We start from the raw sequence: 24,263 nt of genomic DNA on the forward strand, positions 1-24,263 counted from the left end.
CGATGGCCTCGGCAGAGCTTCACGCGACACAGGACGATCCAGGCAGGACGACCGCCCGCGACTCCGCAGCACTGAGTGTGCTCGGCGCCGTGGGCGTCGTCCTCGTCCTGTACAGCTACCTGGTCGCGGTGTGGCCCAGCCGCCAGGGCGAGACGTTCGGTGTGGTCTCGCTGCTGCGGCGTTGGGTGAACGAACCGATGGGCATCGGATCCGACTTCGGTTTCCTCGGGACGGCCCTGATCTTCCTGATCGCGGGCTATCTCGGGGCCCGCTCGATGGACGTCGAGCCACTCGGGCGCTTCGTCCTCCGGCTGCTGGTCACCTTCGCGGCCTTGGCGCTGGTGACGTCAGGCCTGGTGTTCCTGGCGGGCCTGGCAGGCGGCGAGGCCTACCGGGGTTCCGGTCTCGAACTCGGACCCGACCCCAGCTCCGGGTATTTCCTGCTCATCATCTCGCTCTTCGTGTTGAGCGCACTGTTGTGCAGGCCGCTGGCGCGCATCCATCCCGCCTGGGCCGTCGCCGCGCAGATCGTGGTGTCCTCGGTCCCGGTGTTCCTCGGTGCTGGCGCCGAAGGCCTGCCGCGTTCGTTGAGCCTGCAGTTCGCGTTCCTACCGATCCTGATCATCGGCCAGCTCGCCTGGTCGGTTCGCACGGCACGGATGCCGCTATGGCTCGCCGTCGTGCTGGGGATGGCCGCGTTCCAGGTGATGGCCTGGGCCGAGCGCTCCTATCATGAGCTGCTGCCATGGTGGTATCCGTTGAGCGCGGTGTTCGCGATGCTGTTCTTCCTGTTGTTGCTCAACCATCCGCCCCGCTTCGGTCTCCATGCGGTGTTCGGTTGGTTGTTCGATCGTCGATATCCGGCGTTGTTGTTCACCGTGACCCTCGGTTGGGCGACACTGTCTCTATTGGGTCCGGTGGTACCGACCGGTCTTGCCGTGCTCGCGTCGCTGCTCATTACCCTGGCGGCGGCGGATGGGTACCACCGCCTGATAGAGAAGCCGCTGCGGCGACTACTCGTGCGAGGTCGCCCGCCGCAAGGCGCGTGAGGCAACGGCCGTATCCGACGACGTGGGGATTGTTGACATGACGGCGCGGCCGGGCAGTGGATCCGCCCAGCACACTCGTCGGCCCCACCCGCAGGATGCGATCACCGAGGTGATCCCGGTACAGGAACCGATCACCGAGGTGATCCCGGTCCCGGCGGGTCTCGGCGCGACACCGGCTGATGCGCCCAAGCGGAAGCCGGTCAAGAAGGGCTACCACGCGGGATTGGACCTGCTTCGGGTCCTGATGGCCATCGCCGTGGTGTACACCCATCTGACGATCTGGGTGTCGTCCAACGAGATCCTCTGGCCGGGGCACACGATCGTCCACCGGGGGCTCACCACCCCGTTGAACCTCAACCTGAACCTTTCATTCGTCGGCGTCGGCGCGTTCCTACTGATCAGCGGCATCGTGATCACCAAGGTGGCCGACCGCGAATCACCGACCCGCTTCATGGCCAGGCGGCTGATCCGCATCCTGCCCGCCATGTGGCTCGTCGTGATCGTGATGTACTTCCTGGTTCAGGAAGGGCTGGTCAACGCCGAGGGCGGCGAGCCGGGTCAACCCGTTGACCTGCTGGCGAATCTGACGCTGGGAGCGTATTTCGAGACCCCCTCGGCGATCCTGCTCGGCGTGACCTGGACCCTCATCGTCCAGCTGATCTTCTACACCTATGTCGCGCTGACCATTCCGCTCTTACGGCGTTATCCCTGGTTGCCCGCGTTGCTGGGCGCCGCGTTGGTCTCGATAGCCCAGTCCTGGGCTGCGGCCGAGCAGAACACCGGGATCGTCAACTTCCGAATCGGGATGTTCACCAGCTATCTGCCGGTGTTGTTCATCGGGCAGCTCATCTCGCTCGGTCATACCCGACGCATCCCGATTCCGGCAGCCATCGCACTGGGCAGCACGCACTTCATGCTCTTCCTCAGCGCCGACCTGTTCCAGGACTACATCACCACCGGCGTGGCCCACAGCCGGACACTGCTGTTGCTGATCATGGTGGTGCTGCTGGTGATGAACAGCACCGGCAGGCTGGCCACCTCGCCGTTGATCTCGGCGATCTCGAAACGGTCGTACAGCATCTACCTGGTGCACACGGCGTGCATCTATCCGATCATGGGGCTGATGACCTCGACCTACGGCGTCGGACTCGCGATCGTGACCTCGTTGGCAGCCGTGGTCGTCGCCACCGAACTGCTGCATCGCTGTATCGAGATGCCACCGGTGCGACTGCATCGACGATTCGAGCGGTACCTCGACGGACGCCGGGGTGTCCGCCGCGCAGGTTGACGCCTAGGAGATCGGGTTGGCGCCCAAGTCGGCGGTGATGCGGTCGATCATCTCGGATTCGAGGAACGGTGCCGTGCCACCGACCAGGTTGCGCTCGACGACCTCGATCACGATCGTCTCCTGACCGATGAGCATGTCGATCACCGACCTCGGGTCGTCGCTGAGCGTTCCGTAGTACTGCAGGGTCACGTCGCTGAAGAAGCCCGACACATAACGGCTGCTGGCGGCGAGGAAGGAGTCACCGATGATCGCGGTGCGATCGGTGTTCATCCCGGCGAGGGGGCCGACGGAGAAGTGCTCCGGTTCGTCCAGGCGGTAGTTCAGTCCGTGGGTGTTGTCGGTCTGGCCGTCCGGGCGGATCCGATAGGTCATGCCCGCGCGTTGTTCCTTCTGGCCCAGCAGCACCGGGAGATCGGCGTCGCTCTCCCAGATCTCGTGCTCATCGGTGGTGACGGCTGCGGTGGAACCGGGTTTCAGCTCTTCGGCGACCTCGGTGAGCATCGTGATGGCGCCCTCGTCCATCCAATGCGAGTCCAAGGGGTAGTAGATGGGCCTGCCCAGTTCCGCGCTTCTCTCCCGCAGCGGCTCGCGGAGGTCGATGGCGTCGGTCGCCTCGGGCAGCTCATTCCAGAACTCGGTGGCCGCCTCGGTGGCGCAACGCTTGCCCGCGTAGTCCTCCGGAAGATGCTCCGGCACCGCCGTGGTCTTGTCCGGCGCGATCACCAAAACGAATTCCCGGCCGGAGGCCTCGATCCCGGTGCGAAGCCGCTGTAGCGCGTCGATCACCTCGTCGAGGGACCGCTCCCGGTTGCATCGGCTGTCGACGTCGGAGCCGAGATAAAGCCAGCCATCGCTGCCCTCGATCACGTTCGGGTAGGCGATCCGGCGGTCATCATCGCCGCCCGGGCCGGGGGTGATCGGGCCGCTGCCCGCGTCGTCACCGCCGTTCAGGGAGACCGACTCGCCGAAGACGACGTGGCTGACCGTGTCGGCGGCGTTGATGGCCGATTCTCGAAACGGCAGATAGTCGATCGACCACTGCGGGAACTCGGTGAAGAAGCCCCAACCGTGCATGATGTTGGGGAAATCGACCAACGCGCGGTTCTCGATCTCGGTGGCCCGCGAACCGAGCAGGAAGCTGAACACCGGGGCGCCGAAGAACAACAGTGCCGCGAGCAGCGCTAGCAACTGCCTGCCGCCATGCCGGGGACGGTAGAGATCGTGTTCCTTCGGCAGCCACGCCTCGTGCACCTCGGGAAGCCGCACACGAGGAATCGGTGCTGTCTGCTCGACCCCGGGCCTGGACATGTTCATACCCTAACGGGGGACCGACATCGGTTCGGGCGGTTCCATCCGGTTCTGCGGCGAAACCCCCGACATGCTGCGGAATTCCGCCGTCATCGGTGGGGATGGCATCCGCTCCTCGACACCGGCGCCCCACCCAAACGATGTGTCGAGACCGGTCATCGGCCTCGACACCCCGTCCGCTTCATCCCCCGACAGGCCCGGCCGAGCCTGCTTCCGTGGCGGGATCAGTCGTCCCAGTCGTCCCGGTCATCCCGGTCGTCGTCGTCATCGTCGTCATCGTCGTCGTCATCGTCGTCCCGGTCGATCTTGAGGATCTCGCCGGACTCCGCGTCGATCTCCACGTCCCATTCGGTGCGGTCCTGGCGCAGCTCCAGTTCCCATTCCAGCCGGCCGTCGTCCTCGTCGCGCTCGACCTCGACGACCTCGGCGCCGGGCAGTTCGGCCTGCGCGATGCCGATGGCCTCCTCCCGCGCGATGGTGGTGCCGTTGCCCGACTTCGCGGGCTGGCTCGCGACGTCGTCGCGGTCATCGCGGTCGTCGTCCCGGTCATCCCGGTCGTCGCGGTCGTCGCGGTCGTCCCAGTCGTCGTCCCGGTCGTCCCAGTCGTCGACCCGCTGCTCGGTGGTCTGCTCGGTGGTCTGCTCGACGAAGCCGTTGCTCGTCGGCTGGCTGGCCGAGTTGCGGTCGTCCAGCGCGATGGCGGTGCCACCGATAGCCAGCAGACCGGCTGCGCCGATGATCGCTGCCATGATCTTCGGGTTACGCATCAGATGTCCTCTCGTCGTGCTCCGTTGTGCTGGTACCTACCTTGGCGGAGCTCGACATAGCGGCACGCTTGCTGACTCCTAAGGGCTGGTTAAGACCGAAAATCGGTCGTGAAATCACTCGCCGAACCCGGCGGGACCGGAACCACCGGTTTGGATGGACCGCAGTACGCCTTATGGTCTTGAGCCGTGGAGCAACGACGACTGGGTGACTCGGGTCTGACCGTCAGCGTCGTCGGCCTTGGCTGCAACAATCTCGGTAGACCCGGGACCAGCACGGAGACCCTGTCCGGGACCCGTGCCGTGGTCAACGCCGCATTAGACGTCGGAATCACCTTCTTCGACGTTGCCGACGTCTACGGCGCCCCCCGAGGTCGCAGCGAGGAACTGTTGGGGCAGGCGTTGTCCGGCCGACGCGAATGGGCGGTCATCGCCACCAAGTTCGGCATGGACATGCAGGGCGTCAACGGCCCGGACTTCGGCTCGCGAGGATCCCGCCGCTACATCAAACGAGCGGTGGAATCGTCGTTACGTCGATTGGGAACCGACTGGATCGACCTCTACCAGCTGCATCGGCCCGATCCGGCAACGCCGCTTGAGGAGACCCTCTCGGCGCTGGACGACCTGATCCGCGAGGGCAAGGTCCGCTATATCGGCCACTGCAATCTCGCGGGCTGGCAGATCGCGGACACCGCCTGGATCGCCGACGACCAGAAACTGACCGGACCGATCGCGGCGCAGAACCACTATTCCCTGCTGGAGCGCGAGGCCGAGCGCGAGGTGGTTCCGGTCTGCGAGCGCTTCGGCGTCGGACTGATCCCCTACTTCCCCTTGGCCAACGGACTGTTGACCGGCAAGTACCGCCGGGGCGGTGAGACCCAACCCGGCACGCGGCTCGCCGGCCGCAGCAGGTTGCTCGCCGAGGCGCCGTGGGATCGCATCGAGGCGATCCGGCACTTCGCCGATCAGCGGAATCTGAGTATGACCGACGTCGCGATCGGCTGGTTGGCGGCGCAACCCGCAGTAGCCTCGGTCATCGCGGGCGCCACCATGCCCGAACAGATCAAGATGAACGCCATCGCCGGGGACTGGCAGCCGACCCTGGCAGACTTGGCCGAGCTCGATCAGATCTGCCCGCCCGGTCGCCGCTGAGCGTCGCGCTGTCGACCCGCCTGGGTGGGCTACTACCGATCGACTCGGACACGTCCCGGCAGGTGGACCAACGGGCTCAAGGGAGAGCACATGCAGATCACGGACACCGCAGCGATCGTCACCGGCGGAGCCTCCGGCCTCGGCGGCGCCACCGCCCGAGCACTGGCGGCGGGTGGCGCGAAGGTATTCGCCCTCGATCTGCCCTCGGCGGTCGAGGCGGCGCAGCCCGTGGAGAACGTGGAGTTCGTCGCCGCCGACGTGCGAAGCGCCGAGCAGGTACAGGCCGCCGTCGATCAGGCCGTCGCCTCCGGAAGCCCGTTGCGCATCGCGGTGAACTGTGCCGGAGTCGCCGACGCAGGCCGCATCCTCAGCCGCAAGGGCGTCCACGACCTGGAGCTGTTCCGCAAGGTCATCGAGATCAACCTCATCGGCACCTTCAACGTGATGCGGTTGGCGGCCGAGGCGATGGCGAACACCGAGAAGCTGAACGAGGAGGGACACCGGGGCGTGGTGATCAACACCGCTTCGGTGGCGGCCTTCGAGGGCCAGGTCGGCCAGGCCGCGTACTCGGCGTCCAAGGGCGGCGTCGCCGGGATGACCCTGCCCGCCGCCCGTGACCTGGCATCGCTGGGTATCCGCGTGATGACCATCGCCCCCGGAATCCTGAGCACCCCGATGATGGCCGGGATCACCGCCGAGTTCCGCGAGGAGCTCACCGCGAACCTTCAGTTCCCCAAGCGGATGGGCCACCCGGAGGACTACGCGCGGCTGGCGTTGTCGATCATCGACCAGGACTACCTCAACGGCGAGACCATCCGGCTCGACGGGGCGCTGCGGATGCCGCCGCGTTAGTCGGCCCTGCCGCCGTTGCCCGCGCGGCCGCCCGCCTCACCGGCGGCCGCGCGGGCGAGACACCGTTCGAACTCAGAGGTCGCCCGCGTAGGGCAGCTCGGTCATGGCCTTCGAGGTCATCCACTGCCGCAGCGTCCAGGTCGCACGCACGTCGTCCTCGTTGTAGCCGAGCAACCGCTCGCGCTGCGTGTCGTCGGGGGGCAACCCGTCCAAGCCCACCGCATCGCGGTACCACCGCATCGAGTTCTCCCCGCCCGCCTCGGGATCACGCCAGGCGAAACCGGCCTGCGGTGCGACGATCTTGAGCCCGCGTCCCCGTGCGCAGACGAACTGCTCCCGGACGATCGCGAACAGATCGACCCACTCGTCGGACTGGATGAAGGCGCGGACCTCGGCGGCGGTCGGCACGCCTGGGCTGCCGACGAAACGGCTCGCCGAGGACAACAACCAGCGGTTCTCGGCCAGTTCGTTGTAGCAGTAGGCGCGGAAACTCAATCCCCGGGAAGCCGCACGCAGCCGGACCATCCGCAGCCAGGCCCAGAACTCGGCGAAGGACCGCGCCTCATCCAGGGTGGGCACCGGCTCCCAGGTTGCGAAGGCACGGTAGCCGGCCGGGATACCGAGGTCCGCGCCGGACAGCAGCGCGCCCCAGAGGTACGCGCCGCCGTCGCCGAAGCTCTCCATGTCGATGTCCACCTCGACGTCGGCCCTCGGCACCTCGATCCGGCGGACCCGACGGACCATCGACAGATCCCGTAGCCACGCCTTGGCCAGGACGACGCTGTCGCCGAATGTGGCTCCGACCAAGGGCACCGGCGACTCGGCGGCCGGGTCGAACTCGGCGAGCTGGTCGACCGTGCGCACCCCGACCGAACGCAGGGACGTGGCATCCTCCCCGCGCACCACCAGGCTGACATCGCGGTCAGCGCGCAGGGTCTGCTCGCACACCGGCCACCAGGCGCAGGACCGGCATTCCAGGATGCGGGAGGGCGCGGCCAGCGGCTCGGCGCCGGTCGCGGCTGCGGTGGCCACGGCCAACCGGTCGGCAAAGCGCGCGTCGTACTCACCAAGCGCCGAGCGACCGCCCGGCCAGTTGGGCGAGGTCAGGTCGTGCCAGACCACGATGTCGGCGTCCAGACCGATCACCCCGCCCATCGGCTTGCCGCCCGCGTCGTAGCCGATGGATTCGAGCATCCGATGGATGTGAGCGAGTCGAAGCTGGTCTCTGGCCTGCGGCCGGGCCTTGCGCTTCGGATCGACGGCCGCGGATGCAGGTAGCGGACTCTCCAGTGGGCTGGTGCGCACGCCGGAGCCGGGGTCGCTGACCTTGTGCCGGACCACCAGGATCGGCACGTAGCCGGTATCGGCCCACACCAACAGGTCGATGGCGCCGCGCCGCCCGTGGGACGCGTCGGCAGGCAGCTGCGGACCCCAGATGAAGGCCGTTTTCGCGGCCATCGCGTCGAGCGTGGCCTGCCGCCGCTCCAGCGAGCTTCCGGTGCGTGGGATCGTCACCCAGTCCCCGGCGTGCAGCTCGCCGAGCCGTCGGCCCACGGCCGCGCGGTGGGCTGCGGCATCGGCCATCCGCTGTTCCGAGGTCGCGTCCGGTGCGGCCCTGGGCGTGTCAGCCATCGCGGGGTCATGCTCCAGATGAACCCGACGACGACACCGCGTCACCACCCCCGCGTCCAGCAGCACCATCTCCGTCACACACCGAGCGTAAGCGCTGCCGTCACCGCGCCGAGCCGATACCCGAGGTTGCACAGCCGTCGGGGCTGATCTGGCACGATTGGTGATCTCCAGCCTCTTTCAGGTGGGGCGGCGTTCCAGTCGGAAGAAAGGCGGAGGTGCACCGACGATGGCACGAAGAAAGAAGAGCGAGACCGTTTCGACGGGCCGAGGCAAACGGCTGGTCGGACTGGCCAAGACGCTGGTACCGCTCGCCGCGCCGGTCCTGCTGCCCTACGCCGCCACGGCGGCCGCCTCGGCACGCGAGAGCATCGACCGATACCGGGCCCGTCGGCTGGGCGTGCCGGTCGAGCGGTTGGCCGAGTTCACCGGCAGGGGTGCGGCTCTGCACGCCCGCATCGTCGGTATCCAGGAATCACTCGGGTCACTGGGTGAGCGCGCGGACGCCTCGGGGGGCGATGCCCGCTTCGCCTCGGGCATCGAACCACGACTTCGGCAGCTCCTCGCCGCGGTGCGGGCGGCCGAGCGGATGCCGAGCGTTCGACGTCGGGCCGCGCACCGGGCCATCGACGCCGAGCTGGCCCCGGTGGAGGACGAACTGCTCCGCCGATTCAACCTGCGCTGAGTCGCGCGCAGGACCATCGGGGGTCGGACCCCGGGCCATCGACCATGCTGCCCGCACCCGGCGGTATCTCGACGCAGACAGCGGCCCGTCGGCGTATCCGACGGGCCGCTGTCCAACAACGAACTGCTCCTTCACCGGGCATCAGTCGACGGCCGTGACGAAGCCTTCCTCGATCAGCCATTCCATGGCGACCTGGTCGGGGTCCATCCCGTCCACGTCCACCCTGGCGTTCATCTTGGTGATGGCCTCATTGTTCAACCGCTCCGAGACCGGGTCAATCACGTCCCGGATCTGCGGGTACTCCTCGATGACGTCTTCCCGCACCACGACGGAGGCGTTATAACGCGGGAAGAACTCCTTGTCGTCCTCGAGCACAACGAGATCGAGACCGAGGATGCGGCCATCGGTGGTGAACACCTCGCCGAAGTTGCACACCTCGCCATCGGCCGTGGCCTGATAGATCGGCCCGGTGCCCAGTAGCGAGACATTCTCCGGCGGCGCGGTGAACCCGTAGGCCTCCTCCATGCCCGGCAGCCCGTCGTTACGACTGGCGAACTCGGTCTCCACACAGAACGTGGCCTCATCCGGTTGTTCCCGGACAAGCTCCGCCAGATCGGACAGGGTCTCCACGCCGAGGCGTTCGGCGTTCTCCTGATTCATCGAGAAGGCGTAGGTGTTGTCCACCGGTGACATCGCGGTCCACACGAGCCCATGCTCGGCCTTATCGAGTTCCGCGACGGCCTCGTACTGTGCCTCGGCCCCCGGGACGGGATCGACCTTGCCGTTGTAGGAGATCCACGAGGTTCCGGTGTACTCCCAGTACATGTCGATCTGCTCGGTATCGAGGGCATCCCGCGCACTATTGGAGCCCTGGATGTTGGTGAGGTCCCGCACCTCCGCGCCGGCTGCGGACAACGAGAACAGGGTGATATAGCCCAGCACCCAGTTCTCGGTGAAGTCCTTGGAACCGACGGTGAAGGTGGCATCGGCGAGCGTCGGGTCGTGTTCGATCGAGCCGGGCCCGACCTCCAACGACAACGACGATCCCGAGCTCAGCCCGCAGCCTGCGAGCACCGACACCGAGGTCAGCAGCGTCACGCCCAACAGGGCGCTGCGGTTACGTTTCCGAGTCATCGCAGTCCCTTCGGTCCGAGCAGCCGCTCGGCGAGTCCGCCCAGCCAGTCCACCAGCAGGGCGAGTGCCATCGCCAACGCCGCACCGACCACCAGCATGGACGGCCTGCCCAGCTTGTAGCCGGAGTCGATCAACTCACCCAGTCCGCCGCCCCCGACGAAGAAGGCCAGCGTCGCGACACCGACGGCCAACACCAAGGAGGTGCGAAGGCCTGCGAGCACGAACGGGATCGCCAATGGAAGCTCGATCCGACGCAGCACCGTGAACGGCGACATCCCAACACCGCGACCCGCCTCCAAGAGGCTGGAGTCCACCTGCTGAATACCGATCATGGTGTTACGCAGCACCGGAAGCAGGGCGTAGAGCGCGGTCGGGAAGACCACCACCCAGAAACCCGTCTGCTCCGTCCAGAGGAAGAACAGCACCAGCACACCGAGTGCGGGCGCGGCCTGGCCGATATTGGCGATGACGAGCACGACCGGTGCGATGAACTTCGCCCACGGCCGGGTCACCATCACACCGAGCGGCACCGCGACCAACAGCACGATCACCACCACCATGGCGGTGATCTGGATGTGCTCCCAGGTCAACGAAGCCAGCACGGGAACATTGATGTTCCGCGCCTCGATGTCGTCCAGTTCCCTGGTGAACGCCCACAGCAGTACCCCGGAGATCAGGGCGAGCACGATCGCGGGTTCCAGGAACAACCGAAGCCGTTCCGAACGGTTCGACCCCGATTCGACGTCGAGCGACGCACCTTGCCGGACGGCCGCGGTCATGCGTCCGCCCCGTCGGTGTCCTCGTGCTGCTCCCGCAACTGGCGAATGGTGCCCATCAACGTGTCGATGCCGACCACGCCCGCGTATTCACCTCTGGACCGGGTGACGACCGCGTAGCCGTCGTCATCGGTGAGGATCGCCTCCAGAGCATCCTGGAGAGTGGAGGCCCGGTCGACGCTGTCCACGACCGGACGACCGACCGTCTCCAACGAACTCGCCCTGGCCAGATCGCGTTTGGTGGCCCAGCGAATCGGCCGCCGACGCTGATCGAGCACCAGGCCGACCGCGCCCCGGCGGGAGCCGAGCTTCTCGGCCAACACACTCGGCGACTCCGTCACCGATGCGGTGGGCACCTCTTCGAGTTCGACGTCGCGAACCCGCAACAGCGTGAGCTGCTTGAGCGAGGCACCCGCGCCGACGAAGCCCGCCACGGTGTCGTCCGCGGGGTTGGCCAGGATGGCCTCCGGCGTGTCGTACTGCAGGATCTTCGACTGGTTGCCCAGCACCGCGATCCGGTCGCCCAGCTTGACCGCCTCATCGAAGTCGTGCGTGACGAAGACGATGGTCTTGCCGAGTTCCGCCTGCAACCGCATCAACTCGTCCTGCAGGTTCCCCCTGGTGATCGGGTCGACCGCACCGAACGGCTCATCCATCAACAGCACCGGCGGATCGGCGGCCAAAGCCCTGGCCACACCGACACGCTGCTGTTGGCCACCCGAGAGCTGCCTCGGGTAGCGGCCGAAGAACTCGCCGCTCTCCAGACCCACGAGGTCGAGCATCTCCTCGGTCCGCGACCGGATGCGCGCCTTGTCCCAGCCGAGCAGGCCGGGCACGACACCGATGTTCTCGGCCACCGTCAGGTGCGGGAACAGCCCGACCTGCTGGATGGCGTATCCGATGCTGCGCCGGAGCTCGTCCGGGTTCAGGCTGGACGCGTCCCGGCCACCGATGAGGATTCGGCCGGAGGTCGGCTCGATCAACCGGTTGATCATCTTCATGGTGGTCGTCTTGCCGCAGCCGGACGGCCCGACGAAGACGACCAGCTCGCCGGCGGGAATGGTCATGCTCACCGCGTCCACGGCGGGCTCGGCCCGGTTCCCGTAGCGCTTGGTGACCTCTTCCAACCGGATCTCGACGCTGTCCCCGCCCGCCGAGCCCGACGGTGCGTTAGCACCCACTGTGCTGCTCGATTCAGACACGGACACCCCTTGACGTGGTCATTCGGCCGATCAAGATGTACAAACCGTCCAGCACCAATGCCAGCGCGATGATCCCGAGCGTTCCCGCGACGGCCGAGTTCACCGCGTTCGCGCTTCCGATCCTGGCCAAACCGGTCAGGATCTGATTACCGAGACCGGGTCCCTTGGCGTAGGCCGCGATGGCCAGGATTCCCATCAACAGCTGGGTGCTGACGCGCATCCCGGTGAGAACCGAGGGCCAGGCCAGCGGCAATTCGACCCTGGTCAACACATGCCATCGACTCATTCCGATGCCCTTGGCCGCGTCGACGACCGAGCGGTCGAGGGCATTGAGGCCGACGATGGTGTTGCGCACGATCGGCAACAGCGCGTACAGCACCAGGGCCGTCACCGTCGGCGGCACCCCGAGCCCGAGGACCGGAATCAACAATCCGAACAGCGCAAACGAAGGAACCGTGAGGATCGCGCTGGTCAGCGCCGTCGCCAACGAAGAACCCACCGGGCTCCGATAGACGACGACACCGACCAGCACGCCGATGAACGCGGCGATGATGGTGCACTGCACCACGGCACTGGCGTGCTGGAAGGCATCGACTGCCAGCTGCTCCCAACGAGAGCTGACGTATTCCCAGAAACTCACTTAGCGGAGTCCTCGGAATGGTCCGACTCGCCGTCAGTCAGATTCTCGACGGTCGGGGCCGAACCCTTTTTCTTCTTGATGGCTCCGACCTCGATCTGGAAGTCACCCGCGAATCGCTTGTTTCCGTGGATGACCGCCTGCTCGATGACTGCCTCCGCCTTCTCACTGCGGCGAACCATCGGGTCGCTACGCAGATCCTTGGCCAACGAGAAGCACATGAGCACCATCACGAGGACGAATGGCGTCGCCGCCAGAATCGTCAGATCCTGTAGGCCGGATAGCGCATCGTCGCCACCACCGCCAACCATCAGCATGATGGCCGCGACGGCACCGGTGGCCACACCCCAGAAGATGACCACGGGACGGCTGGGGGAGATGGAACCGCGTTCCGACATCGTCCCCATCACCACGGAAGCCGCGTCGGCACCGGAGACGAAGAAGATCGACACGAGGATCATCACCAGCACGCTCACCACCTCGAAGAGTGGGAACTGTGCCAACAGGCCGAACAACTGGGCTTCCTGCCCGCCCGCATTCGCTAGATCGACGCCCTGTGATTGTTCATAGATCGCCGTACCGCCGAGGATGGCGAACCACACCAGGCTGACGATGCTGGGAACGAGGATCACGCCGGTGACGAACTGCCGGATGGTCCGGCCACGGCTGATGCGCGCGATGAACAGACCCACGAACGGCGCCCAGGAGATCCACCAGGCCCAGTAGAAGACGGTCCAGCCGGACAGCCAGGTGTTGACGGCGTCGCCGCCGGTGGCGTCGGTCCGCGCGGCCATCTGCGCGAGGTCGTTGAAGTAGGCGCCGATGGAGGTCGGCACCAGGTTCAGGATCATGACCGTCGGGCCGACCACGAACAGGAACAACGCGAGCAGCAGTGCCAACACCATGTTGATGTTCGACAGCCACTGGATGCCCTTGGCCACGCCGGAGACCGCCGAGGCGATGAAGGCGATGGTGAGCACGGTGATGATCGCAACCAGCACACCGGTGCCGATGCTCTCCTGCCAGCCGACCTCTTGGAGCCCGCTGCCGATCTGCAGCGCGCCGAGGCCGAGCGAGGTGGCCGAGCCGAAGAGGGTCGCGAAGATCGCGAGGATGTCGATCACGCGCCCGGCGGGGCCGTTTGATATCCGCTTGCCGAACAGCGGCGCGAAGGTCGCACTGATCAGCTGCTTGCGGCCACGACGGAACGTGCCGTAGGCGATGGCCAGTCCGAGCACCGCGTAGATGGCCCACGGGTGCAGGGTCCAGTGGAACAACGAGGTGGCCATCGCGGTCGAGAGGGCTTCGTTGCTCTCCGCCGCAACCGTGCCGGGCGGGGGATCCGCATAATGCGTCAACGGCTCGGTAACACCGAAGAACATCAGACCGATTCCCATACCGGCGCTGAACATCATCGCGATCCACGAGACGGTCCGGAATTCCGGCTTCTCGTCATCGCGACCCAGTGGGATGTTGCCGTACCTACTTGCCGCCAGCCACAGGATGAAAACCACGAATCCGGAGGCAGCCAGCACGAACACCCAGCCCGTGTTGGTCATCAGCCAGCCGAGTGCGGAGCCCGAGAAGCTTCCCAGGCCGGCGGTGTCCACGATGCCCCACACCATGAAAGCCACCGCGAGGAACGCGGAGACACCGAAGACCACGTAGTCGGTCTTCGGCCGGTCCGCCTTCGTGACGGCTGTCGCAGCCGTGCCTGGCGGTTCTGCGGGGTCGGTCGATCGTGCGTTGTCAGGGTCGTCAGTCGTCACTTCGTGCGACGCCCGGTTCCGGGCGCCCCTCCTTTCAGTGGGAAGGCACGCCCATTACTCAGAGCACCCGTTGTGTGCTCTGAGTGAGAAGCGTGCCATCAGCGGGTCCACAGTTGCTCAACACGCTCGCAGAAGCAACCAGACCCGGGCATGGCGTCATCGAAACGACACATAGGCTTGACACCGTGACCGACGCGCCGTACAGGGCTCGCGGGGTGCCTTCGGCGCTCTGCGGGACGCTGTCGGCACTGCTCGCTTCGTCACTGTCGGTATCGGCACACGCCGTGGCGGGGGGCGCCGCCCCGGACCTCGGACTAACGCTGATTCTCACGACTGCACTCGCCACCATCCTGGTAGGCGCGCCGAGACGACGCCGAGGTCTTCCCACCGCGCTGGGCACCCTGGCTCTCTCTCAGCTCGGGATGCACGCATTACTCGAATTGCTGAGCACGCACAGCCACCAGGCGTCCACAGTGGCGTATATCACGTTTAATCCGCTCGTGATGGTCGCCTCCCACGCGGTGGCCACCCTCGTGGGCGCCCTCCTGCTGACACATGCCGATCATGTATTGCGGCGTGGCCTCGGCATGGTGCACCGAGGCGTCGAACGCCTCCGGGGTCTGTTGGCAGGCACCGCACGCCCTGTCGCCGACGGCGTGCCGTGCCTCGTCCCGCTGACGGCAGGGCCATCGCGGCGCTTCCGGATCCAGGCAGGCCGGGTGAACACCCGGCGCGGCCCGCCACGAACTCCCTGAAGAACCCCGTACGGTCGGCGCCCGACGAACAGCGTCGCCGACCAACCACTTCAGGAAAGAGAAGGACATGGCGACAACACGCATGCCCAGCAGGTTCGGCGGCGCCCTCGCGCTCGCCGGGGTCTGCTGCCTCGTCGGCACGGGCCAGGCGATGGCCCACGTCAGTGCCGTTCCGGACGAGGCGGCGAAGGGCGGCTACGCCACCATCGCGCTGCGGGTGCCCAACGAGCGACCGGACGCGAGCACGGTGAGCGTTGCGGTCGGCTTCCCGGCCGATCAGCCGCTGGCCTCGGTACGCACCCAACCGCAGCCCGGCTGGACGATCGAGGTCGAACGGGCGGACGAGGAGTCCGAGGACTCCCCCGTGAGCACCGTGACCTGGACCGCCGAGGACGGCGCGGAGATCGGCCCCGACCAGTTCCAGGAGTTCTCGCTGAGCCTGGGCGGACTTCCGACCGATACCGATCAGTTGGTGCTTCCCGTCGATCAGACCTATGACAGCGGCGAGGTGGTGAGCTGGGACGAGCCGCCCGCCGATGGCGAGGAGGAGCCGGAGCGACCCGCGCCCGTGGTCACCCTCGTCGATAGCGAGGACACCGGTCACGGTCATGGCGTGGACTCGGCGACCGGTTCGGCGGACGAGACCACCGACGACGCGGCCGAGTCGGCTGGTCAGACGCAGGACGACACCGCTCGACTGTTGGGCGGGGGCGGCCTGGTGGTCGGTGCGCTGGGCGTCGGGTTCGGCATCGGCGCGATCCTGCGGTCGAAGAAGCGATGACGACGCGGCGCGGCGCGCGTTGGTCGCTGATCGCCTCGATCGTCGGGTTCATGCTGCTCGGGATCGCGGCACCGGCCTGGGCGCACAACGTGTTGATCGAGAGTCGTCCCGGGGACGGCGACATGGTGGAGGGCGCACCGGAGATCGTCGAGTTGGTCTTCGATCAGCGGGTTCAACCGGGCTTCAACACGGTGACGGTGACCGGGCCGGATGGGAATCGCTGGGAGGAGACCAGCGAGGCGACGGTGTCGAACGACACCGTCAGCACCTCGCTGCATCCGCTCGGGCCCGAGGGCGAGTACACCGTCGGGTACCGGGTGCTCTCCGCCGACGGCCACACCGTCACCGGAAGCACCACCTTCACCCTCTCGACGGCAGGGGACGGCGAGGTTCCGCCGCAGCCGGTCGACGAGTCCACCGAGTCCGCCGAGGAGGGCGCCGATTCCGGGGATACGGGTGGAATGCCGGTCTGGCCGTGGATCGCCGGGGCGGCGCTGCTGTTGGTCGTCGGAGTCACGGTGGCCATGCGGCTGGGCAACGACGACCGGAGCCCGAAGAAGTAGTGCGATAGACGGCAACCAAGGCATCGAAATGGTGAGCGTTTCGCGTGAGTATTAATAGTGAATCGCGATACTGACCGAGGTCTCGCTCGGTTTCCGCTGTTCATCGCCTTGGCAGGGGCGGTGGCCGGGCTGGCGCTCGGCCTCGCCCTTGCCGTGGGCACTGCGGCGACGCCCGCCGATGTGTTCGCGCTGCCCGCCCTGCGGCTGGCGGTCGACCTCACGGGCACCCTCGTGGTCGGCTCGTCCGCCATCGGCCTCCTGTTGCCCGCCGAATCGCATTCGCCTGCCCGATCCACGGCCGGTCGTGCCGCAGCCCGCGAGGTTCGACATCTCGGCGGACGACTCACGCTCGCAGGCTCGGCGGCCTGGGCCCTGCTCGCCCTCGTCCTGCTGTGGGTGCAGGCAGGCATCGCCAGCGGCGAAGGACTGGGTATCGGGCTCGACCGGGTCTCGGACTACCTCGATGTGGTGGCGGCGGGCCGGGGGCTGCTCGTCGCAGCAGCCGCCGCAGTGCTGTGTGGCGTCCTCGTCGCGGTCGGCGAGCGCCGCGAGCTCCCACCCTGGATGCTCCCGGCGGTAGCCCTACTCGGGATCACCGCCCTACCGCTCACCGGACACGCCGCCGCGCTGGAGGACCACGGCCTCGCGGTGGCCGTGGCGGCGCTCCACGCGGGTGCCGCAGCGGTATGGGTCGGTGGACTCGCGGTGATCCTGCTGTTGGTGGCCCCGCGCCGGGGACTGGCAGCGCAGGTATTGCCCCGGTTCTCCCGGATCGCGGCCTGGTCACTGGCCATCGTTGCGGTAAGCGGTCTACTCAGTGCGCTCATCCGCATCGATCCGATGCCCGCCGGGCTGCTCACGACCGGGTACGGCTGGCTGGTCCTCGCGAAAACCGGCGTCCTCATGTTGCTGGCCGCCGTCGGCTGGACACTGCGATCCCGGGTCGTTCCCAGCGTCGCCCGGCATCAGCCAGGTAGCCTGCGGCGCTGGGCCACGATCGAACTGGGCCTCATGACCCTCGCCTTCGGACTCGCCGCCGTACTCGCGATGGTCTGACGAACCACCGACCCGAACACCGCGGCCGCCGATCAGAATCGGCCGATATGGCGGAGTGTCCTGGCACCCTCGGGGCGACGAGCCATCCGGTCCAGGACCGCGACGCATTGCCTGCCACGTTCGTGGAGCTCACGACGGCCGATCCAGCCCGCCCCGTACCAGCGATACGCCTGCCCCAACATGACCAGCGCGGCCAGATACTCACTCGCCCGCCGAGCCGAGGGTTCCGACAGCCCCACTACCAGTGGCAACTGTGAATCGACGAGCTCGTCCAGCATGGCGGCGGTGCGCAGAGCCCGCCTAGCCGATGATCCCGATCGAACCCGACGATCCCTGCGCCACGTCACGGACAGCCCACCTCACCTCGTGCGACCGCGCTACGCCTCGAGAGGACGAAACCGGTGGCCGACGACCGCGAACGGTGCGGCGGAGTCGACGAACGGTCGCCCATGCCGGGCTGGACGGTCATTCCGGCCGGATAGCCTGGGCATCGCCGAATCGGCGACTCGCGTTACGCACCCGGACCGAATGCCCACGTCGAGTGATCAACGATAGGGCGTCCACGGGACCGTGACATCGCCCGATCGCAGCGATTCGAGGCGCAGCTGCAACTGGGCGCGAACGCCGGGATTACTCCGCAGGATCGGCAGCACACTGGTGGTCAGCTTCAGTTCTCGGACGTCCCGCAGCACGGCGAATCCCGACCAGCGGGTGATGTCGAAGCCGTACTCGTAGGCCAACAGCCGCTGCTGCTCCTCGGGGTGCAGGAAGCGTTGGGCGCCGACGGCCAGCGGGGTGAGGTCCCACTCCCGGGGGCCGACGCACGTCGAATCGAAGTCGCAGATCGCCGTGCCGTCCGGCCCCGGGATGAGATTGCCGAGGTGGGCATCGCCATGCAGCACGCCCTGCGGCAAGGGGAAACGCAGGTCGCGCAGCCGGTCGGCCACCTCGGCACAGCGGCCCTCCAGAAAGGCCCGGTCCCGATCGGACAGTTCCTCCGCGTCGGCGAGTCGCCGATGAACGTCGTCGAGCGGCCGCCAGGTCGGCAACGGGAAGTCCGGTGCCTGGAGGCGATGGATGTCGCGGAGCAGCCGGGCCAGGTCCTTGGCACCCGGTGGCGGGCCGACGTGGGGGATCATCTCCCAGATCGTCGCCACCTGACCCGCCGCATAGACCGGCTGCTCGATACCCGCAGGCAGCCGGACCGCCGAAACGTCGTTCTCGGCCAGCCAGCGGGCGATCCGCACCACCTTCTCGGCGCGGTGCCGGAGCCGGGCCGACGCGACGATACGCACGACGTGCCGCCGATCGGCCAGCTCGAACACCGCGTTGTTCGTCACGCGGATCAACCTCGCCCCGCGTGGATCGAGTCCGACTCGCGCGCAGATCTCCTCGAGCGCGACGGTCAGCTTCGCGATCGTGAAACGACCGTCGATTCGGTTCTCCGCGATCACCGTCATGCCACTCGGTGGCTCCTGATCCGCTCCGCGAGCTCCTTGCTCATCGGATTGGCGGATCGCTTCTGCGCTAGGTCTTCCAACGGCTTCATCCGGTCGAACACCCGCTTGGAGCGGACGTGTTCACTCGCGTCGAGTGCCAACGAGCCCATCTGCGAGCTCTGGTCGGTGTCGCCCTCGATGAGGTGGTTCAACGCGAGCATCGTGCACTGGAACGCCACATTCCTGGTCGGTGCACCGCCGACGGCCTGGTAGTCGCTGATCGCCCTGTTCAGCGAGTTGATCGCGATCCGGCTGTGCTTGGGATCGGCGTCGTCCTTGGTGGCCAGCTCGGTGTGGATGGCTCCGATCATGGCGAAGAGGTCGGTCTCGTCGAAGAACCGCACCCAGCCGGGCGGATCGCTGCGCTCACTGCGCTCGAACATGTCCTTGGCCATGTTGACCAAGTTCTTCGCGGGCCGCTCCATGCCCATCTTCGCGTACGCCCACGCCTCGTTCGCGCAGAGCACCGCAGTGGTGAGCTGCGAACCGGTGTTCTGGGCAGCCATCTGGCCGAGTTGGAAGAGCTTCAGCGCCTCGTTGGGCTCGTCGTGGTGTAGGTACAACCGGCCCGTGCGGTAGAGCACGTTCGCGACCAGCGAATCGTCGCCGCCTCGGCGGGCGAACTCGAGTGCTCGCGAGAAGTGTCCGCGCGCGGAGTCGATCAGTCCGGTGTCGAACGACGTCCAGCCCGCGAGGTTGTGCAGGTCGCCGATGGCGACGAAGAGCCGGTTCTCGATCCCGTCCCGGCGCTGCGCGCTGAGAAGCTGCTGAGCCCATCTGAGCTGGGCGATCACGGCGTCCCGACAGAAACCGCCGCCGTGTCGGGAGTCCAATGACCGCAGCGCACTGGTCGCCGCCTCGATCTGACGTACGTCGGTCACCCCGATCCGCCCCGGCACCGGGGTCTGATCCGAGGTAGGCGCCCAAACCTCGTCTTCTCCGAAGACGGCAGCCCCGACGGTCACGGCGGCAGCGTGCGCCAGGAATTTACGGCGCTTCACCGTTTCGTCCTCCTCCGACTTTGAGTCACCAGTCACGCCAACGACCTTGATCGCGGTGCCCTCGTCATAGGCCAAGCCCATGAACCCCCGAGGAACCCGGAGCCCGTCTGCAATCCGGACCAGCACGTCATAAGCCATGACCTGTCGGCCCTTGAGGATCTCCGAGACCTCGGACTGCGACTGCCCTGTCGCGGCGGCGATCTGACGCTGAGAGATGCCGTGTTTGCGTAGCAACCGATAGACGGCGCTGATCTCGCGCTTGAGAAGCGCGTCGCGCATCTCTTGGCCCTCCCAGAACTCGGGTGTAACAAGAGCGCTGCGCGTACCGATGGTGTTCATTTGAACCCCCTCCCGCTCCAACGGGCGTCTCCCGCAGAGTAAGGCCACGTTGTGCCCCGGTGAAGTCCCGATCGGCGAGGCTGATCGGCTCCACCTAACGCCGCTGACCGCTTGTCGTCGAAGTGCAGCCGATCAACGCAACTGGGCTCGCCAGGACAACGCTTGTGAATCAAGGTTGTACCCGGAACGACGGAACGCGGTGCGATCGACAGTGAGGAACGGAAGAGTCGTGAGGCTGACGAGTCAGATCGACCCCCTAGGCGGGGGCGACGCGGGACAGGTGGAGCACACAGCCGGTCTCCGCTCGGGCTCGGCATCGAGCGGTACGACCGAGCCGCATGGTGGCAGGCCGCACTGGTTGGTGGATTGCCGCGATGTGGCGAACCGCCCCTGCGTGATCACCGTGCTCGTCGACAACGGCAAGGTGGTCCTGCTCGGACCGCCCGGCGAAACCGCCGTGCTGACCCAAGCCGAGGTCGGTCGACTTCGGACAGTGCTGCAAGAAGCCGCCGAGCTGGCGGAAAGGTGACGTTGCGGTGGACGAGATACTTGGCCGTGTCTTGCGCACGGCGGTCTGGGAACGGCTCGACATGCTCACCGAGCTTGCCGAGCGAGCTGACACCTCATCACTTCTCTCGGTAGCGCGCTCCGAACTGCCACGGCTGACCGAGTGCTGGCGTGAGCTGCTGAACGCGCACCAACCCGACAACCGGGGCAACTGCCGCGAATGCTCGACGCGGTGGCGCCAGCAACAGGCACCGTGCGAGGTCTGGCGGGCCGCGTACGAGCACCTGGTGATGGGTGGGCTGGCCCCATCGGCGGCCGATCCGAACACCGGTGCAGCCCCGGCGGCAACCGCCACGATCGGCAAGAACAGGTTGACCAATGCTTCGAGCGCCGACCGGACACACCTGATCGTCGGGGCGGCCTGACAACCCAGACGGGCGGCCTCGACCTCGTGCCAACCCCCGACTGGAGCGAGTTCGATCAGCCGCCTGCGGTACCGGTGGTCCGCCAGAGCACGGCCCCCGACGGTTCGGCGGGCCACCGGTCGCCGAAGACCACAACTGCACAGTGACTTCCAACGGCAGAACCGCAGCACGTCTGCTCTTCCTCGCCAGCGTGGTGTTCCACTTGGGCGAGGGCGGATCGAGCGCGATGCCGATGACGACTTCCGCGGGCCGACACTCACGTCCCTCCCCCGACAGTGTCGGTCCGCGGATTCCAACCAAGCCTTCACCGAGATGGGGCCTGAGTCCGTCGACGCCCACACGACGTGACCGCCCCACGAGAGGCGGGTGGCCGCCCACGCCACCCGCCTCTCGCATACTTCTTTCACCGTCGCCCCGGCTGGTCTCGCCGTCGCGCCAGGCTGCGCGGTGGCTCAGCGGCTCCGGCAGATGATCCCGTTGTGCGACTTGATCTCGCCGTGCCGCAGCACCTCGAACCCGTTCTCGTGCGCGTAGAGCCCGAGTTGCGCGACGTTCTGCAGCTCCCGGTATGAGAAGTTCATCAGGTCACCGAACAGCCGGTAGAACGCCTTGGTACGCAAGGCGACCCTCGGCGTGGTGAGAATCGCGTAGCCGCCGGGGCGCAGGAACCGTCGGTGCCAGTCGAAGGCCATCGGCTTGTACTGATCCGGAAAGTGCTCGACCAGGCCAATCGATACGACGACGTCGAACTCCTTACCGAAGTCGAGGTCGCGGATGTCGGAGACGAGGTACGAGATGTCCATCTCGTCGCGATGCCACACCTTCCGCGCGCCGGTGGCCGGATTCACGCCCAGGAACGGGTAATCGGTGGGGAAAGCGCCGAATCGGCCCTCGACGCAGAACTCGTCGTAGTCGACCAACACCACCTCGCCGCCGGGATACATCGCCGAGAGCAGCATCGCCTCGTATCCCTCCGCCGCGCCGAGGAACAGGATCCGCGGCCGTTCCAAATCCAAGCCCTCGAACAGCGATCGCTTGGCTCTCGGGTCCCACACCGTGTCGCCAACCCGATGGGCCTGGTTCCAGATCGTCCAGCGCGCGACCTCGGAGATCGCCGCGTAGGCGGCCTTGACCTGCAACGAACTGATCCGCATTCCCGCCGTGCGCAGTGCGGCGACCCTGGCGCGCACCGGATCGGCGTCGAAGAGCGATTGGAAGGAGCGATTGAACAGTTGCCAGGCGACGGGCACCGGCAGCGATTCCTCGTGCTGCGCCTCCCATTCCCTGCGGCTGCGCGACCAGTTCTCGACCCGGAAGGGGCGACCCGCCTCCTTCCAAGTCAGGCGCGAGAAATCCAGTGGTCTGGCATCGGCGAAGACATCACGCGAACCAGGCCGCAGGTCCGCTCGATACGTGTCACGGACTTCGGTTCGGCCGAGATCCGCGTTCGTCCATCGCGATGACGAGGAAATCGATGTCATGACGCCTCCTGCTCATTCGCTCGATCTGGTAGAGCATCGTCGCCCGCGATGTCCTAGATCGTTAGAGAGGAGAGGGGCCGCCTGACCAGCTGCCCTCCCAAACATGAAGTTGATTCGCATGTTAGGTGAGGCGCGGCTCACAGGAAAGAGCCCGATCCGAGTCGCCGCAAGACGACAACATCATGAGGAGAGTTGACGTGACGATCGCCCCCACCTCGCTCCGTCGACGGCCCGTGCAACAACGCAGCACCCGCCGGGTCGAGAGAATGCTCAGTGCGTGCGCCGAACTCATCGGCGAACTGGGCTACGACGGAGTGACAACGACCCTCATCGCCGAACGAGCAGGCGTGGCCGTCGGTTCGCTCTACCAGTTCTTCCCCGACAAGAAGGCCGTCGTCGCGGAGTTGACCCGCCGCAACCTCGACGAGTTCCTCGTCCGGGTCCGCGATCGATTCACCACGACGATTCCCAATGACTGGTGGGAAGCCGTCGACACGGTCTTCGACGTGTACGTGACCATGCACCGCACCGTGCCCGGCTTCTCCCGACTGCACTTCGGCGACGCCGTCGATCTGCAGCTACTCGACGAGCGCAAGGAGAACAACGCACTGATCACCGATGGGCTGGCCCGGCTGCTCTCGCCCCGCTTCCAGATCGCGCCCGACCGGCTCTACCTGCCGCTGGCCGTGGCCATCGAGGCCGCCGATGCGGTGCTCAACATGGCGTTCCGGCGCGACCCGGGCGGCGATGGACGTGTCATCGAAGAGGCGAAGGCCATGACTCGCGGCTACCTTTCGGCGCGGCTGAACTCGAGCGTCGAATGAGCGCGCGGTCGGTGGACGCAGCAGTACGCAGTGGCGTCCGGGTCGCACCGAAACCGAAGCCGAAGCCCAACCAAGCAGCACACCATCGGCGGCATGAACGGTGGTGCGCCGCCACCCCCTGATCGGCAAGAAGTCGATTACCACGCCGATTCGGACGGCCCGGGGCAGGCCGTCCGTCAGGTGGCTGGATACGACGACCGGACTCAACTGGCGAGGTGTACGCCTCGCCTCGCGCGGTGCCGACCCTCGCCCTCGCGATGCGGCGTCACCAACAGCATGCCGTCCGAGCACTTCACACAGTCCTCGCACGCGCAATCGAACCGCAGCAGGACTGCCGACCTGGTGTTCTCCACCGACTCCTGGCGCCAGCGGTGCACTCCCGCCAGGCAGGACGAGCAGCGGGTATCCCGACGCGGCAACCGGAGCAGGGTCGACCCGTCGGAGTACCGCACCTCCCGGCCGATCGGACGACATCTCGACCCACTCGCCACGGCGGTATCCCTTGGCGGCCAGGTCCAGTCGGCCAATGCAGACGATTCCACGATCTACCACTCCTTGAGACACGGCGTGCGTCGGCCGCCGGGCGAGACGCCGCCGGGCGACCGGACCCCGAATTGGGCCCGCACGGTCGGCTGGTCACAGGTGTCGACGCACTCTGCGCCCCAGCCCTTCACAAGAGGGGTATCGGCACAAGGCAGCGCGATACGGAGAACCAGACGCTCACGCAACCGGGTGATAAATGATCTTCATGACCTGCGGGTTCGCGTCGTTTTCCCTGTGATGCCAA

At 66.9% G+C, this 24,263-nt stretch carries 25 protein-coding genes; 12 read left to right on the top strand and 13 right to left on the bottom strand.

Annotated elements, in window-relative coordinates:
* Window positions 1-2 precede the first annotated feature (2 nt).
* On the top strand, window positions 3-1,049 hold the full coding sequence (locus BKA25_RS26895; RefSeq protein WP_069845658.1) for a hypothetical protein: 1,047 nt from the start codon (window positions 3-5) through the stop codon (window positions 1,047-1,049).
* Window positions 1,050-1,086: 37 nt separating this feature from the next.
* A complete protein-coding gene (locus tag BKA25_RS26900) occupies window positions 1,087-2,337 on the top strand; it encodes an acyltransferase family protein (protein ID WP_069845656.1) in 1,251 nt (416 codons plus the stop codon).
* A gap of 3 nt (window positions 2,338-2,340) precedes the next feature.
* On the opposite strand, the gene BKA25_RS26905 is transcribed toward BKA25_RS26900, so the two are convergent.
* The gene (locus BKA25_RS26905) at window positions 2,341-3,645 is read right to left on the bottom strand and encodes an alginate O-acetyltransferase AlgX-related protein (protein WP_069853112.1); all 1,305 of its coding nucleotides are present in this window, start codon (window positions 3,643-3,645) and stop codon (window positions 2,341-2,343) included.
* A gap of 224 nt (window positions 3,646-3,869) precedes the next feature.
* Window positions 3,870-4,412, bottom strand: coding sequence for a PepSY domain-containing protein (locus BKA25_RS26910; RefSeq protein WP_069845654.1), 543 nt, complete (start codon window positions 4,410-4,412; stop codon window positions 3,870-3,872).
* A 186-nt stretch (window positions 4,413-4,598) separates the two neighbouring features.
* On the opposite strand from BKA25_RS26910, the gene BKA25_RS26915 reads away from it, so the two are divergent.
* Both BKA25_RS26915 and BKA25_RS26920 read left to right on the top strand, forming a co-directional pair.
* Entirely contained in the window at window positions 4,599-5,561 is a 963-nt protein-coding gene (locus BKA25_RS26915; RefSeq protein ID WP_069845652.1) for an aldo/keto reductase, read from the top strand.
* Between the two features lie 90 nt (window positions 5,562-5,651).
* Window positions 5,652-6,413 (top strand): SDR family NAD(P)-dependent oxidoreductase, encoded by a 762-nt coding sequence (locus BKA25_RS26920; protein WP_069853111.1) that lies wholly within the window; start codon window positions 5,652-5,654, stop codon window positions 6,411-6,413.
* A 72-nt stretch (window positions 6,414-6,485) separates the two neighbouring features.
* On the opposite strand, the gene BKA25_RS26925 is transcribed toward BKA25_RS26920, so the two are convergent.
* Window positions 6,486-8,114: a TM0106 family RecB-like putative nuclease gene (locus BKA25_RS26925; RefSeq protein ID WP_172803887.1), complete on the bottom strand. Its 1,629-nt coding sequence runs from the start codon at window positions 8,112-8,114 to the stop codon at window positions 6,486-6,488.
* A gap of 112 nt (window positions 8,115-8,226) precedes the next feature.
* On the opposite strand from BKA25_RS26925, the gene BKA25_RS26930 reads away from it, so the two are divergent.
* On the top strand, window positions 8,227-8,727 hold the full coding sequence (locus BKA25_RS26930) for a DUF6474 family protein (protein WP_375791872.1): 501 nt from the start codon (window positions 8,227-8,229) through the stop codon (window positions 8,725-8,727).
* Window positions 8,728-8,868: 141 nt separating this feature from the next.
* On the opposite strand, the gene BKA25_RS26935 is transcribed toward BKA25_RS26930, so the two are convergent.
* Genes BKA25_RS26935 through BKA25_RS26955 form a run of 5 tightly spaced genes read right to left on the bottom strand, consistent with a single transcriptional unit; the run spans window position 8,869 to window position 14,245 of the window.
* Entirely contained in the window at window positions 8,869-9,861 is a 993-nt protein-coding gene (locus tag BKA25_RS26935) for a glycine betaine ABC transporter substrate-binding protein (protein WP_069845647.1), read from the bottom strand.
* The gene (locus BKA25_RS26940) at window positions 9,858-10,640 is read right to left on the bottom strand and encodes an ABC transporter permease (RefSeq protein WP_069845645.1); all 783 of its coding nucleotides are present in this window, start codon (window positions 10,638-10,640) and stop codon (window positions 9,858-9,860) included. Before BKA25_RS26940 ends, BKA25_RS26935 begins: the two co-directional genes overlap by 4 nt.
* The gene (locus BKA25_RS26945) at window positions 10,637-11,818 is read right to left on the bottom strand and encodes an ABC transporter ATP-binding protein (RefSeq protein WP_069845643.1); all 1,182 of its coding nucleotides are present in this window, start codon (window positions 11,816-11,818) and stop codon (window positions 10,637-10,639) included. The genes BKA25_RS26940 and BKA25_RS26945 overlap by 4 nt, the downstream gene beginning before the upstream one ends.
* Window positions 11,819-11,831: 13 nt before the next feature.
* Complete coding sequence (locus tag BKA25_RS26950) at window positions 11,832-12,479, bottom strand: ABC transporter permease (RefSeq protein WP_069845641.1); 648 nt, start codon at window positions 12,477-12,479, stop codon at window positions 11,832-11,834.
* Window positions 12,476-14,245 (bottom strand): BCCT family transporter, encoded by a 1,770-nt coding sequence (locus tag BKA25_RS26955; protein ID WP_069845639.1) that lies wholly within the window; start codon window positions 14,243-14,245, stop codon window positions 12,476-12,478. The genes BKA25_RS26950 and BKA25_RS26955 overlap by 4 nt, the downstream gene beginning before the upstream one ends.
* A gap of 185 nt (window positions 14,246-14,430) precedes the next feature.
* On the opposite strand from BKA25_RS26955, the gene BKA25_RS26960 reads away from it, so the two are divergent.
* The 4 genes from BKA25_RS26960 (at window position 14,431) to BKA25_RS28550 (ending at window position 17,400) form a co-directional block, all read left to right on the top strand.
* A complete protein-coding gene (locus tag BKA25_RS26960) occupies window positions 14,431-15,000 on the top strand; it encodes a hypothetical protein (RefSeq protein ID WP_069845638.1) in 570 nt (189 codons plus the stop codon).
* A gap of 67 nt (window positions 15,001-15,067) precedes the next feature.
* A complete protein-coding gene (locus BKA25_RS26965) occupies window positions 15,068-15,781 on the top strand; it encodes a YcnI family copper-binding membrane protein (RefSeq protein WP_069845636.1) in 714 nt (237 codons plus the stop codon).
* A complete protein-coding gene (locus BKA25_RS26970) occupies window positions 15,778-16,344 on the top strand; it encodes a copper resistance CopC family protein (protein ID WP_084642327.1) in 567 nt (188 codons plus the stop codon). The genes BKA25_RS26965 and BKA25_RS26970 overlap by 4 nt, the downstream gene beginning before the upstream one ends.
* A 57-nt stretch (window positions 16,345-16,401) precedes the next feature.
* Entirely contained in the window at window positions 16,402-17,400 is a 999-nt protein-coding gene (locus BKA25_RS28550; RefSeq protein ID WP_069845634.1) for a CopD family protein, read from the top strand.
* Between the two features lie 32 nt (window positions 17,401-17,432).
* Here BKA25_RS28550 and BKA25_RS26980 read toward each other — a convergent pair whose 3' ends face one another.
* The 3 genes from BKA25_RS26980 to BKA25_RS26990 all read right to left on the bottom strand — a co-directional run bounded on the left by BKA25_RS26980 (window position 17,433) and on the right by BKA25_RS26990 (window position 20,239).
* Window positions 17,433-17,747, bottom strand: coding sequence for a hypothetical protein (locus BKA25_RS26980; protein ID WP_236750433.1), 315 nt, complete (start codon window positions 17,745-17,747; stop codon window positions 17,433-17,435).
* 198 nt (window positions 17,748-17,945) lie between these two features.
* Complete coding sequence (locus BKA25_RS26985; RefSeq protein WP_157420866.1) at window positions 17,946-18,860, bottom strand: aminoglycoside phosphotransferase family protein; 915 nt, start codon at window positions 18,858-18,860, stop codon at window positions 17,946-17,948.
* Complete coding sequence (locus BKA25_RS26990; RefSeq protein ID WP_084642325.1) at window positions 18,857-20,239, bottom strand: helix-turn-helix transcriptional regulator; 1,383 nt, start codon at window positions 20,237-20,239, stop codon at window positions 18,857-18,859. The genes BKA25_RS26985 and BKA25_RS26990 overlap by 4 nt, the downstream gene beginning before the upstream one ends.
* A 229-nt stretch (window positions 20,240-20,468) precedes the next feature.
* Between BKA25_RS26990 and BKA25_RS26995 the strand changes: the two genes are divergently transcribed.
* Together BKA25_RS26995 and BKA25_RS27000 are read left to right on the top strand one after the other, a co-directional pair.
* On the top strand, window positions 20,469-20,768 hold the full coding sequence (locus BKA25_RS26995; protein ID WP_069845629.1) for a hypothetical protein: 300 nt from the start codon (window positions 20,469-20,471) through the stop codon (window positions 20,766-20,768).
* 7 nt (window positions 20,769-20,775) lie between these two features.
* A complete protein-coding gene (locus tag BKA25_RS27000; RefSeq protein WP_069845627.1) occupies window positions 20,776-21,171 on the top strand; it encodes a hypothetical protein in 396 nt (131 codons plus the stop codon).
* A gap of 452 nt (window positions 21,172-21,623) precedes the next feature.
* On the opposite strand, the gene BKA25_RS27005 is transcribed toward BKA25_RS27000, so the two are convergent.
* The gene (locus BKA25_RS27005) at window positions 21,624-22,652 is read right to left on the bottom strand and encodes a class I SAM-dependent methyltransferase (protein WP_069845626.1); all 1,029 of its coding nucleotides are present in this window, start codon (window positions 22,650-22,652) and stop codon (window positions 21,624-21,626) included.
* Between the two features lie 182 nt (window positions 22,653-22,834).
* On the opposite strand from BKA25_RS27005, the gene BKA25_RS27010 reads away from it, so the two are divergent.
* Window positions 22,835-23,476, top strand: a complete 642-nt coding sequence (locus BKA25_RS27010) for a TetR/AcrR family transcriptional regulator (protein ID WP_069845624.1) — start codon at window positions 22,835-22,837, stop codon at window positions 23,474-23,476.
* Window positions 23,477-23,679: 203 nt separating this feature from the next.
* Here the strand turns inward: BKA25_RS27010 and BKA25_RS27015 are convergent, their stop codons facing one another.
* Window positions 23,680-24,018 carry a hypothetical protein gene (locus BKA25_RS27015; protein ID WP_157420865.1) on the bottom strand — a complete coding sequence of 113 codons (339 nt, stop codon included), beginning with the start codon at window positions 24,016-24,018 and terminating at the stop codon, window positions 23,680-23,682.
* Window positions 24,019-24,263: the final 245 nt, after the last annotated feature.

The sequence above is a fragment of the Actinoalloteichus hymeniacidonis genome, from assembly GCF_014203365.1.
Taxonomy (GTDB): Bacteria; Actinomycetota; Actinomycetes; order Mycobacteriales; family Pseudonocardiaceae; genus Actinoalloteichus_A; species Actinoalloteichus_A hymeniacidonis.

What these genes read in the sequence shown, in the direction of transcription:
- BKA25_RS26895 (WP_069845658.1), top strand. Translation starts at nt 3, where the DNA reads ATGGCCTCGGCAGAGCTTCACGCGACACAGGACGATCCAGGCAGGACG.
- BKA25_RS26900 (WP_069845656.1), top strand. Translation starts at nt 1,087, where the DNA reads ATGACGGCGCGGCCGGGCAGTGGATCCGCCCAGCACACTCGTCGGCCC.
- BKA25_RS26905 (WP_069853112.1), bottom strand. Translation starts at nt 3,645, where the DNA reads ATGTCCAGGCCCGGGGTCGAGCAGACAGCACCGATTCCTCGTGTGCGG.
- BKA25_RS26910 (WP_069845654.1), bottom strand. Translation starts at nt 4,412, where the DNA reads ATGCGTAACCCGAAGATCATGGCAGCGATCATCGGCGCAGCCGGTCTG.
- BKA25_RS26920 (WP_069853111.1), top strand. Translation starts at nt 5,652, where the DNA reads ATGCAGATCACGGACACCGCAGCGATCGTCACCGGCGGAGCCTCCGGC.
- BKA25_RS26925 (WP_172803887.1), bottom strand. Translation starts at nt 8,114, where the DNA reads ATGGTGCTGCTGGACGCGGGGGTGGTGACGCGGTGTCGTCGTCGGGTT.
- BKA25_RS26935 (WP_069845647.1), bottom strand. Translation starts at nt 9,861, where the DNA reads ATGACTCGGAAACGTAACCGCAGCGCCCTGTTGGGCGTGACGCTGCTG.
- BKA25_RS26940 (WP_069845645.1), bottom strand. Translation starts at nt 10,640, where the DNA reads ATGACCGCGGCCGTCCGGCAAGGTGCGTCGCTCGACGTCGAATCGGGG.
- BKA25_RS26965 (WP_069845636.1), top strand. Translation starts at nt 15,068, where the DNA reads ATGGCGACAACACGCATGCCCAGCAGGTTCGGCGGCGCCCTCGCGCTC.
- BKA25_RS26970 (WP_084642327.1), top strand. Translation starts at nt 15,778, where the DNA reads ATGACGACGCGGCGCGGCGCGCGTTGGTCGCTGATCGCCTCGATCGTC.
- BKA25_RS26985 (WP_157420866.1), bottom strand. Translation starts at nt 18,860, where the DNA reads ATGACGGTGATCGCGGAGAACCGAATCGACGGTCGTTTCACGATCGCG.
- BKA25_RS26990 (WP_084642325.1), bottom strand. Translation starts at nt 20,239, where the DNA reads ATGAACACCATCGGTACGCGCAGCGCTCTTGTTACACCCGAGTTCTGG.
- BKA25_RS27005 (WP_069845626.1), bottom strand. Translation starts at nt 22,652, where the DNA reads ATGACATCGATTTCCTCGTCATCGCGATGGACGAACGCGGATCTCGGC.
- BKA25_RS27010 (WP_069845624.1), top strand. Translation starts at nt 22,835, where the DNA reads ATGAGGAGAGTTGACGTGACGATCGCCCCCACCTCGCTCCGTCGACGG.